Origin of the sequence: Flavobacterium sp. Arc3 (genome assembly GCF_041431375.1) — a bacterium.
Taxonomy (GTDB): domain Bacteria; phylum Bacteroidota; class Bacteroidia; order Flavobacteriales; family Flavobacteriaceae; genus Flavobacterium.
In genome coordinates, this window is the sequence record NZ_JASMRI010000003.1 from 23,596 (window position 1) to 35,475 (window position 11,880).

An 11,880-nucleotide genomic window follows, 5' to 3' on the forward strand; every position below is an offset into this window, starting at 1 on the left:
GATTAAAATTTAAAATTATAACTCACTGCAGGAACGATTCCGAAAATGGAAGTTTTTACTGCCTCATTTACACCGGTGTCTAAGTTTTGGCTAAAATTAATAGAAGCCGCATTTTTTCTATTGTATAAATTGTAGATACTAAAAACCCATTCTCCTTTCCAGTTTCTGCCTTGATTTGCTGTGGGAGTTAATGTTGCTGAAACATCTAAATGGTGATACGCAGGAAGTCTGTTTTCGTTTCTCAAGCCATAACTCGGAATAACGACACCTAAGTACGTGTATTGTCCTGTAGGATACGTTACCGGTTGCCCCGTTTGTAAAGCAAAATTAGCTCCAAAACTCCATTTGTCATTCTTTTGATATGCTGCTGTTACCGCTAAATTATGCGTTTTGTCATAGGCAGAATTGTACCAATCCCCGTTGTTAATTCCTGATTCTTCTGGAGTTCTTCCTGGAGTTTGCTGCTCTGATTTTGATAAGGTATAAGAAATCCATCCGTTTAATCTTCCTTCGTTTTTACGGAGCATAAGTTCTAGCCCGTACGAACGCATTCTACCATTTAATATTACTTGTTCAATAGCGTCGTTAGCAATTAAATCAGCGCCGTCGATATAATCCAAACGGTTTTTAATTTTTTTGTAATAGGTCTCTACTTCTAGAGAATACATATTATCATTAAAATTTTTAAAATAACCCAAAGCCACTTGATCAGCGAGTTGCGGTTGGATGTATTTGTCGCTTGGCATCCATATATCTAAAGGAGTAGGCGAAGAGGTGTTAGAGATTAGCTGTAAATACTGTGTCATACGATTATAGCTTGCTTTTAGAGCATTATTATCGTTGAATTGGTACGAAACTGCTAATCTAGGTTCTAAGTTGTTGAAACTTTTAATGACTTTGTTTTTATCATAAAATTGAGTTCCTGTAGGAGTTGCCTTTTCATAGATTTGCTGTTCTGTATTAAAAACTACAGGGTTGTTATCTGCGTAAAGATTTAGCGTTGATTCTCCTAGTCTATAAAACATACTGTATCGTAATCCGTAAGTTACCGCAATTTTTTTAGATATTTCATGTTCAGCACTTACATATAGAGCAGGTTCAAAAGCATATTTTTTGTCTAATTGGTCAGGGTTAATTGCCGAATCTGAATCAGTTGGACTAATTCTTCCAGGGTTAAAAGAATAATAAATAGCATTTATACCGTAATTTAGTTTGAATTTATCGGAGATGTAATTCTTGAAATCATACTTGATGTTGTAGTTTTCTATACCTGAATCCCATTTGAAACCAATGAAATCCAAATCTAGCCCATAATAATAATCACTGTAAATCATTGAGAAATTAGAGAATAGTTTATCTGAGAATAAGTGATTCCAACGTAAATTAAGCGTTGTGTTTCCGTAAATGTTAGAGAAGCTATCGTTAATAGAAAAAACATCGCGGCCAAAATAGCCTGAAAAGTATAAATTGTTATTTGGATTTAGTTTATAACTTAATTTGGCATTCAAATCATAGAAATAAGCGGTGTTGTCTTTTGTGCTTTCTGAAAGTTTTAAAAATAAATGGGCATATGAACTGCGACCACCAATTAAGAAGGAACCTTTGTCTTTTACTATTGGGCCTTCTAATAACAATCGACTTGAAATCAGTCCAATTCCACCACTAGCATGAAAAGATTTGCTGTTACCGTCTTTTTGATAGATATCTAAAACGGACGAAGCTCTACCTCCAAAATTTGCCGGAATACCTCCTTTGTATAATTTCAAATCTTTGATAGCATCAGGGTTAAAGACAGAGAAAAAACCAAAAACATGCGATGAGTTAAAAATAGTTGCTTCGTCTAATAAAATTAAGTTTTGATCAGCGCCACCACCACGCACGTTAAATCCTGAAGCGCCTTCGCCAGCATTAGTAACTCCTGGAAGCAGTAAAAGTGATTTTATTACATCAACCTCACCTAATACAACAGGCATCTTTTTTATAGAGGAAATCGAAAGTCTATTTACGCTCATCTCTGGCGATCTAATATTGCTGCTTTTATTCGTGTCTTTGATGACTACTTCTCGCAACATTTCGCCACTTTCAGATAGACCGAAGTTCATTTTTGTACTTTCAGATAATTCGATTTGTTCAGATACAGTCTGAAATCCAATATAGCTAATTAAGACCGTGTAATTAGCGGCAGGAAGTGTTATCGAATAAAAGCCATATTCATTTGTTGTGGTACTGGACTTAATTTCAGGAATGTAAATATTTACACCTATTAGTGTTTCGTTATTTTTTATATCTGTCACTGTACCACTAAGTGTAAATTTCTCTTGGGAATAGCAGGAGAGTGTAAATAAGAATCCGACAATTAGGATTATGATTTTCTTGTGAAACATATTGTTTATTTAGAGTTACAAATTTGGTCTAACGGTAAGTAAAATGCTATTAAACAAAGGTTAAAAAAATATTAATAATAAAAAAGACAACCGTTGCTGGTTGTCTTTTAAAATAGTGTAATAAAAATTAATTAAGCAATTTTAGCTAAAATAGCATTAAATGTTTCGCTAGGACGCATTGCTTTGCTTGTTAATTCAGGATTAGGCTGGTAATAACCACCAATATCCTGAGGTTTTCCTTGAGTTCCAATTAATTCAGAATTAATTTTTGTTTCGTTTTCTTCCAGTTCTTTTGCGATAGGAGCAAATGTAGCTTGTAATTTAGTGTCTTTGGTTTGAGCTGCTAGAGCCTCTGCCCAATACATTGCTAAATAGAAATGAGAACCACGGTTGTCTATTTGTCCAATTCTACGAGCTGGAGATTTATCGTTTTGTAAAAACTTCTCTGTGGCTTGATCTAATGCTTCAGATATAACCAATGCTTTTGGATTATTATAAACAGAACCTAGATGTTCTAATGAAACGGCTAAGGCCAAGAACTCTCCAAGAGAATCCCAACGTAGATATCCTTCAGATGTGAATTGTTCAACGTGTTTTGGAGCAGATCCACCAGCACCTGTTTCAAATAAACCACCACCATTCATTAATGGAACGATTGATAACATTTTAGCGGAAGTTCCTAATTCCAGGATAGGAAATAAATCAGTAAGATAATCACGCAATACGTTTCCAGTTACTGAGATCGTATCTAATCCTGCTTTAGTTCTTTCTAATGTAAAATTAGTAGCTTCAATTGGGTTTAAAATACGTATATCTAAACCAGTTGTATCGTGATCTTTTAAATATTTCTCTACTTTTTCAATTACTTTTCTATCATGTGCTCTGTTTTCGTCCAACCAGAATATAGTAGGTACGTCTGTAGCACGAGCTCTGTTTACAGCTAGTTTTACCCAGTCCTGAATCGGAGCGTCTTTTGCCTGACACATTCTGAAGATGTCTTTTTCTTCAACAGATTGTTCCATTAAAACGTTTCCTTTTGTATCTGTAACACGAACAACGCCGTCTCCAGTCATTTGGAATGTTTTATCATGTGATCCGTACTCTTCTGCTTTTTGTGCCATCAAACCTACGTTTGGAACACTTCCCATTGTTGTTGGGTCAAAAGCACCGTTCTTTTTACAGAAATCAATAGTTGCTTCATAAACACCAGAATAGCAACGGTCCGGAATCAAAGCAATAGTGTCTTGTAATTTTCCTGCAGCATTCCACATTTGTCCAGAAGTACGAATCATTGCAGGCATAGAAGCGTCTACAATTACATCTGAGGGAACGTGAAGGTTTGTAATTCCTTTATCTGAATTTACCATGGCTAAACCAGGCCCATTTTCAATTGCTTGAGTAATTGCAGCTTCTACTTCAGCTTGTTGCGGCTGACCTGCAATTTTTGCATAAACATCTCCTAATCCATTTCTGGTATCAATGTTTAATTGAGTAAATAGAGTTTTATATTTTTCAAATACGTCTTTGAAAAAAACTTCAACTATGGCTCCAAAAATAATTGGATCTGAAATTTTCATCATTGTTGCTTTCAAGTGTACAGAAAGCAATACGTTTTCTTTTTTAGCTTCTGCAATTGCATTGGCTACAAAGTTTTTTAATGCCTTTAAGTTCATCACTGAACTATCGATTATTTCTCCGGCTTTTAATGGAGTGCTCGCTTTTAAAACAGTAGTCGTTCCATCTTTTCCTACGAATTCAATTTTTACGTCAGTAGCTCCTGGAACTGTTATGGATTTTTCACTTCCGTAAAAGTCACCATTTTTCATTGCCTCTACTTTTGTTTTTGAATCTGCAGACCATGCTCCCATGGAGTGAGGATGTGCTTTTGCAAAGTTTTTAACCGCTTTTGGTGCTCTACGATCAGAATTTCCTTCACGTAAAACTGGGTTTACTGCTGAGCCTAATACTTTTGAATATTTAGCCTTAATTTCCTTTTCTGCGTCGCTTTTTGGGTCTTCAGGGAAGTTTGGTATTTTGTAACCATGTTTTTGTAATTCAGCAATAGCCTCTTTTAACTGAGGGACAGATGCAGAAATATTTGGTAATTTAATAATGTTTGCTTCAGGCGAGTTGGCTAGTTTTCCAAGTTCAGATAAAGCATCTTCCACTTTTTGGTCTTCATTTAAAAACTCAGGGAAGTGAGCTAAAATTCTTGAGGCTAGTGAAATGTCTTTCGTTTCAATTTCAATGCCTGCTGTTGCAGTGAATGCTTGTACAATTGGTAAAAAAGAATAAGTTGCCAACAAAGGCGCCTCATCAGTCAAGGTGTAAACAATCTTTGATTTCTGTGTCATTTTTTTATTTTTATAATCGTATCCTCCCTAAGTAGGATGTCAAATGTATGGTCTGCTTAAAATTAAGCGTAGCAAATATAAGGAAATCAGACTGAAAAGAGGCTCGGTTTGATACAGAAATATATGATTTTTCAGATAACTAACGCGTTCGTCTAAAAATGTTATTTTTATTAATGATTGTGACTGGGCTTGTTATTAAAAAATAAGCATAAAAAAAGTCCCGATTCCGAATATTCGGAATGGGACTTTTATGATAAAGAGATATTTTACTATCTTCTTTTGTCTTTAATTTTTGCTTTTTTACCAGTAAGTTCTCTGAAGTAGAAAATTCTAGCTCTACGAACTGCACCTTTTTTGTTGATTTCAACTTTTTGTAAAGCTGGCAAGTTTACAGGGAAGATACGCTCAACACCTACAGCACCAGACATTTTACGAATAGTAAAAGTTTCTGTGTTACCAGAACCTCTTCTTTGGATAACAACTCCTTTGAAAAACTGTGTTCTAGTTTTTTCACCCTCTTTAATTTCGTAGTATACAGTGATAGTATCACCAGCTCCGAATACAGGGAAATCTTTTCTAGCTACTAATTCGTCTTGAACGAATTTCATTAAATCTGCCATGATAATTTTAATTATGGTTTTTTATCAAATCAACATTCACGGATCTCGCCAGAGGTTGGTCTAAAGTGACCGCAAAAGTAGAAAATTATTTTGAATTATAAATTATAAATTTCGAATTATTTAAAGCCTTATTCTGAGTCGTTTAAAATTTAAAATTCAACATTTAAAATAATTATTCTTCTAATAAATCTGGACGACGATTCTTAGTATGTTCATACGCCATGTCTTCGCGCCATTTGTCAATTTTAGCAAAATTACCGCTGGTTAGTACTTCAGGAACCTTCCATCCTTTATAGTCTGAAGGTCGTGTATATATAGGTCCAGATAATAAACCATCTTGAAAACTATCTGTTAATGCTGAGGTTTCATCACTCAAAACACCCGGAATCAATCGGATTAAGGCATCTGATAACACTAACGCACCTAATTCTCCTCCTGATAAAACATAATCACCTATAGAAATTTCTTTAGTAATGAAATGGTCACGCACGCGTTGATCCACTCCTTTATAATGACCGCATAAGATGATAATATTCTCATACATGGACATGGTGTTTGCCATTTTCTGGTTTAACGTTTCTCCATCAGGCGACATATAAATGATCTCGTCGTAAGTTCTTTCACTTTTCAAATGTGTGATACAAGCGTCGATCGGTTGAACTGTCATTACCATGCCGGCACCACCGCCATAAGGGTAATCATCAACACTTTTTTGTCTGTTGGTTGTGTAGTCGCGTAGATTATGAAAATGTACCTCCACTAATCCTTTGTCAATAGCACGTTTCATAATGGAAGCCTCAAACGGACTTCTTAATAATTCAGGTAAAACGGTAACAATATCAATTCGCATGATTTTATATCTTAGTTTGAAAGCGCAAAGGTACAAAGTTTTTTAGGAGTTATCTGGCTTCATTTTATCAATGAATGAACCTTTTAACTAATATTTTCGGACTAAAACATTAACAGCTGTTAACTTTCTGAGGTGCTTTTTTTTATTTACTTTTATCAAAATTAATAATCAATTTATGAAAATTTTATCAAACTTAATTTTATCAAGCGCTATGCTTGTTATGGTTACGTCTTTACAATCGATTAATGCTCAAAATAAATCAGTAAAAATGACCAATCCATTATTACAAAAAAGTGCGTTGCAGTACCAAGCTCCCGCTTTTAATTTAATAAAAGACGCACATTTTAAACCTGCTTTTGAATATGGTCTAGCGGTTCACGACAAGGAAATAGTAGCAATTGCAGATAACCCTGCTAAAGCTACTTTTCAAAACACCGTATTGGCTTTAGAAACTTCGGGAGTAGATTTAAAAAGAGCAGCTAGCGTTTTTTATAACTTGACAGGTTCTAATACCAACCCAACATTGCAAGCGCTACAAGCAGAATATGCACCTGTATTTTCAGCGCATAGCGATAAAATGTACTTGAATTCTAAGTTGTACAAACGTTTTAAAGCAGTTGATTTGAATGCTCTTAAAGGAGAAGATAAAAAACTAACGCAGTACTATTTGCAAGAATTTGAATTGGCAGGAGCTAATTTATCTGATTCTGACAAAGGAAAAATGAAAAAAATCAATGAGGAGTTGGCTAGTTTAGGAACTCTTTTTGGAAACAAATTATTAACCGCTCGTAAAAACGGGGCTATACTTTTTGATAATGTAGCAGATTTAGATGGATTGAGCGCTAATGATCTTGCTGCTGCAAAAGTGAAAGCGACTGAAGCTGGTCATGACGGACAGTATTTAATAGGATTGCAAAACACAACGCAACAGCCTTTATTGCAAAGTTTAACTAACAGAGCAACTAGAGAAAAAATATTTAAATCGTCTTGGACTCGTGCCGAAAAGAATGATGATGGGGATACTCGTGAGGTATTAGAAAAAATGGCCAGATTGCGTTTGCAAAAAGCCAACTTGATGGGGAAAAAGAATTTTGCTGAGTGGAAATTGCAAGATCAAATGGCACAAACGCCAGAGAGAGCAATGAACTTATTAGCAAAAATCGCTGGGCCAGCAGCTGCTAAAGCAAAAGTAGAAGCTAAAGAAATTCAAGATTTGATCGATTCTCAAAATGGTGGATTTAAATTAGAGCCATGGGATTGGAATTTTTATTCAGAGCAAGTTCGTAAAGCCAAATATGATTTGGACGAAAGTCAAGTAAAGCCATACTTTGAATTGACTACAGTTCTTGAAAAAGGAGTGTTTTTTGCAGCCAAAAAAATGTACGGAATCACATTTAAACAACGAAAAGATTTACCAGTTTATCATCCAGATGTAGTGGCTTACGAAGTTTTTGATAATGACGGTACATCAATCGCAATCTACTATTTAGATTTCTACACTAGAGACAATAAAAATGGTGGTGCCTGGATGAATAATTTTGTGGATCAATCACATTATTTAAAACAAAAACCAGTTATTGTAAACGTGTATAACTTTGCAAAACCAGTAAACGGAAACCCATCTTTGATTAGTTTTGACGATGTAACGACTATGTTCCATGAATTTGGTCATACTTTACATGGCTTATTTGCTAATCAAAATTACACCAGCCTTTCTGGAACATCAGTGCCTCGTGATTTTGTTGAGTTCCCTTCTCAAATCAATGAGCACGCTGCTTTAGATCCTGAAGTATTGAAAAATTACGCGATTCACTACAAAACAAAAGAAGTGATTCCTCAGGAATTAATTGACAAAATTAAAAAAGCAGAAACCTTCAATAAAGGATATGATGTAACGGAACTTTTAGCAGCATCGACCTTAGATATGAATTGGCATAGTGTAGAGAACGAAGCCAATTTTAAACCTACTTTAATTTTCGAAAAAGAAGCGCTTGAAAAATACGGACTTTTAGTTAACGAAGTACCTACAAGATACCATACTCCTTATTTTGCACACATTTGGTCTGGCGGTTACTCTGCTGGATATTACGCTTATACTTGGTCAAAAACGTTAGATTACAATGTATATGACTGGATGAATGCTAACGGTGGTTTAACTAGAGAGAACTCTGAGCGTTTTAGAAAATACATTTTATCAGTAGGGAATAGTGTAGATTTAAACGAAGCTTTCAAAGAATTTATAGGTCACGATATGGAAATCGAACCGTACTTAAGAAACGCCGGACTTTTAGAAAAAGAATAACTATTATTATACTAAAAAATGACATTCGTAAAGGATGTCATTTTTTTTTGGAGCAATTTCCAGCTGTCCACTCTATCTATTGTGCCGAACACCGGCACAATAGGATGCCGTTTCCATCTGGGCTAGCGTATGTAATTACGTTTAAGTTTTACTTTCCAAATTGTAAAGTTTCCTTAATATTTTTCATACAAAACTCTTTATACCTAAATTTACAATTCTAATAAAAAAACACTTAAAATGAAATTCAAACTTTTGATAGGACTCTTTTTTATAACGCTAGGGTCTTTTGCACAACAAGAAGAACTAAAATGGTTAGATATTAATTTAAGTAATTATGAATATCCTTATCCGGTGCATTTTATCACTTTAAATGTGCAGCAACAAGAACTCAAAATGGAGTACATGGATGTGAAACCCGATAATTATAATGGAAAAAATGTACTGCTTCTTCATGGGAAAAATTTCAACGGTGCCTATTGGAAAACAACCATTGACGCTTTGACGAAAAAAGGATTTCGTGTTATTGTTCCTGACCAAATAGGTTTTGGGAAATCTACAAAACCAGATAATTTTCAATATACTTTTCAGCAACTGGCACAAAACACAAAACAGATTCTAGATTCTCTTGGAATTCAAAAAACAGCCGTTTTAGGACATTCTATGGGCGGAATGGTAGCCACGCGTTTTGCATTGATGTATCCTGAGATTACGGAGAAATTGATTCTAGAAAATCCAATAGGTTTAGAAGATTGGAAACTTAAAGTGCCTTATCAAACAGTGGATTGGTGGTATCAAAATGAATTGAAACAGAGTTATGCTGGAATTAAAAAATACCAATTAGACAGTTATTACGATGGGAAATGGAAACCAGAATATGATGAATGGGTAAATCTATTAGCAGGTTGGACTCTAAATTCTGATTTTAAGAAAATAGCTTGGAATTCGGCTCTAACGTATGATATGATTTTTACACAGCCGGTCGTTTATGAATTCCAAAACATAAAAGCTCCAACACTTTTAATCATTGGAACAAGAGATAGAACCGCTTTAGGGAAACCATTAGTAAGCAAAGAGGTGCAAAGTACAATGGGATTATACGCTGTTCTGGGAAAAGAAACGCAAAAGAAAATACCAAATTCAAAACTAGTCGAAATTCCGAATATTGGACACATGCCACATATTGAAAGTTTTGATAAATTTATACAACCACTAACAGCGTTTTTAGAAAAATAAAAAACAGCAGCCTTACGACCAGAATCGGGAAATGTTGTAACATTTTCGCTAAAAATTGATAAACAATAAAGGCAGATGTAATAGTACATTTGTACAATTAATAAACAAATATAAAAATGAGCACAGAAAATAATACAATAGGTTTACAAGCCACTTTAGATAACGCAAAAAACGCATGGGAAGCAAAAGCACCTGAGAGAACTAAAGAAATATATGCAGAAGGAATTGCTGATGTAACACGCCAGAATATTGTTTTAAACGCCAAGAAAAATGATGATATAGCACCTAACTTTAGCCTTACCAACGCTACAGGAAAAGAAGTGCAATTAAGTGATTATCTAAAAAAAGGACCTGTTGTTTTAACATGGTATCGCGGTGGATGGTGTCCTTATTGCAACATGACGTTACATTATTTACAAGAGCAATTGCCCAATATTCAATTAAAAGGAGCTAATTTATTGGCATTAACACCTGAGTTGCCTGACAAATCAATGTCTACTACTGAAAAACACCAACTAAAATTTGAAGTGTTAAGTGATGTAGGAAACAAAGTGGCTAAGGAATATGGTATCGTTTTTAAATTAACTGATGATGTAGCTGAATCTTATCAAAAAGGATTTGATTTACATGGTTATAACGGTGATGAATCAGATGAATTACCTTTGGCGGCTACTTATGTAATTGATCAAGAAGGGAAAATTGTTTACACTTTTTTAGATGCTGAATATAGAAACAGAGCTGAAGCCGATGATATTTTGGCGGCACTTGATGCTATTCAAAAATAGTTAAAGCAAGCCTTTATTTAATACCCTCAAAAGAGAAAATCTTCTGAGGGTATTTTTAATTAATAGCTTTATTTTTTGTTTGAAATTTAGCTTTTGTTTAAAACAATAATCTAGAAACCCAACGTATTTTTGCGCGATGAATTTATCAAAAAAGAATGTCTTGTTTATGGCGGCGGCCACGGGACTTATAGTAGCTAATTTATATTATTGCCAACCCTTAATCGTTTTAATCGCAGATGAGTTTAAAATACCTCACGCCGATGCAGGAACAATAACCTATCTTACGCAAGCTGGGTATGCTATTGGGTTGTTTTTTATGGTTCCGCTAGGAGATAAAATAGAACGAAAGACTCAAATATTATACACCACTTTTGCTTCTGTAATTGCTTTGATTATTGCGGCTACAGCACAAAGTTACCTGATATTAGAAATTGCTTCACTATTAATCGGAATCACATCTATTGTTCCGCAACTTATCTTGCCTCTGGCAGCGTCATTAAGCGCACCCGAAGAACGCGGTAAAGTGGTAGGAACCATCATGAGCGGACTCTTAGTTGGGATCTTGTTATCAAGAACATTAAGTGGTTTTATTGGCGAAGTGCTAGGATGGCGCGCCATGTTTTGGATTGCATCAGGACTTTGTCTCCTTTTATTTTTTATGATTAAAAAACAATTTCCTTATAACAAACCTGTTTTCAATGGTTCGTATGGCCAACTTATTGGTTCGCTTTTTACTTTAATTAAAGAGCAACCTTTACTGCGTGAAGCTACTTTAATTAATGTATTTAGTTTTGCACAATTTGGTGCTTTCTGGACGACAATGGTTTTATTACTTTCGGCAGAACCTTTCAATTTTAATAGTGCTACAATTGGATTATTTGGTATTGTAGGTGCTTCAGGAGCTTTGGCAGCACCTTTGGTGGGGAAACTTGGCGATAAAGGAAGTTCCAGAGTAGCGGTAGGGTATGGATGTCTGCTAATCGCTTTGAGTTTTATCGTTTTCTACTTCTCAGGAGCGAGTGTTGTTGGGATAGTTATAGGTATAGTTCTAATTGATATTGGTTTGCAAGGCGTGCATATTTCAAATCAAACCCGTGTGTATTCCATAGTTCCCGAAGCTAGAAATCGTATGAATACCGTATTTATGTCTTTTAGCTTTTTAGGAACAGCAGCAGGATCTGCCTTTGGATTGTTTTTATGGCAATTGGGTGGCTGGCATGCGGTAGCATTAGGATGTTTACTGTTGTCAGGATTAGCGTTGTCAGTGTATGCCTATACCTATAAATCAAAAGGGAAAGCTTTAGAAAGAATCAATGAATAAAAAATTAATTCGTAAATTTGCAATTCAATAA

General features: G+C 34.9%; 8 protein-coding genes. 4 read left to right on the top strand and 4 right to left on the bottom strand.

Translation table 11 applies throughout. The features are described 5' to 3' along the window. Window positions 1–2 precede the first annotated feature (2 nt). The 4 genes from QO200_RS02735 to trmD form a co-directional block, all read right to left on the bottom strand. Complete coding sequence (locus tag QO200_RS02735) at window positions 3–2,384, bottom strand: carboxypeptidase-like regulatory domain-containing protein (RefSeq protein ID WP_371536033.1); 2,382 nt, start codon at window positions 2,382–2,384, stop codon at window positions 3–5. A gap of 131 nt (window positions 2,385–2,515) precedes the next feature. Further along, window positions 2,516–4,738: an NADP-dependent isocitrate dehydrogenase gene (locus QO200_RS02740; protein WP_371536035.1), complete on the bottom strand. Its 2,223-nt coding sequence runs from the start codon at window positions 4,736–4,738 to the stop codon at window positions 2,516–2,518. Between the two features lie 269 nt (window positions 4,739–5,007). Then, on the bottom strand, window positions 5,008–5,358 hold the full coding sequence (gene rplS / locus QO200_RS02745) for a 50S ribosomal protein L19 (protein WP_367751816.1): 351 nt from the start codon (window positions 5,356–5,358) through the stop codon (window positions 5,008–5,010). 172 nt (window positions 5,359–5,530) lie between these two features. Then, window positions 5,531–6,208, bottom strand: coding sequence for a tRNA (guanosine(37)-N1)-methyltransferase TrmD (trmD, locus tag QO200_RS02750; RefSeq protein WP_371536038.1), 678 nt, complete (start codon window positions 6,206–6,208; stop codon window positions 5,531–5,533). Window positions 6,209–6,383: 175 nt separating this feature from the next. On the opposite strand from trmD, the gene QO200_RS02755 reads away from it, so the two are divergent. The 4 genes from QO200_RS02755 to QO200_RS02770 all read left to right on the top strand — a co-directional run bounded on the left by QO200_RS02755 (window position 6,384) and on the right by QO200_RS02770 (window position 11,849). Then, a complete protein-coding gene (locus tag QO200_RS02755; protein WP_371536041.1) occupies window positions 6,384–8,510 on the top strand; it encodes a M3 family metallopeptidase in 2,127 nt (708 codons plus the stop codon). Window positions 8,511–8,747: 237 nt separating this feature from the next. Beyond that, complete coding sequence (locus QO200_RS02760; RefSeq protein WP_371536044.1) at window positions 8,748–9,743, top strand: alpha/beta fold hydrolase; 996 nt, start codon at window positions 8,748–8,750, stop codon at window positions 9,741–9,743. 116 nt (window positions 9,744–9,859) lie between these two features. Beyond that, window positions 9,860–10,528, top strand: coding sequence for a peroxiredoxin-like family protein (locus QO200_RS02765; protein ID WP_371536046.1), 669 nt, complete (start codon window positions 9,860–9,862; stop codon window positions 10,526–10,528). A 136-nt stretch (window positions 10,529–10,664) separates the two neighbouring features. Then, on the top strand, window positions 10,665–11,849 hold the full coding sequence (locus QO200_RS02770) for an MFS transporter (protein ID WP_371536049.1): 1,185 nt from the start codon (window positions 10,665–10,667) through the stop codon (window positions 11,847–11,849). The last annotated feature ends 31 nt before the right edge of the window (window positions 11,850–11,880 follow it).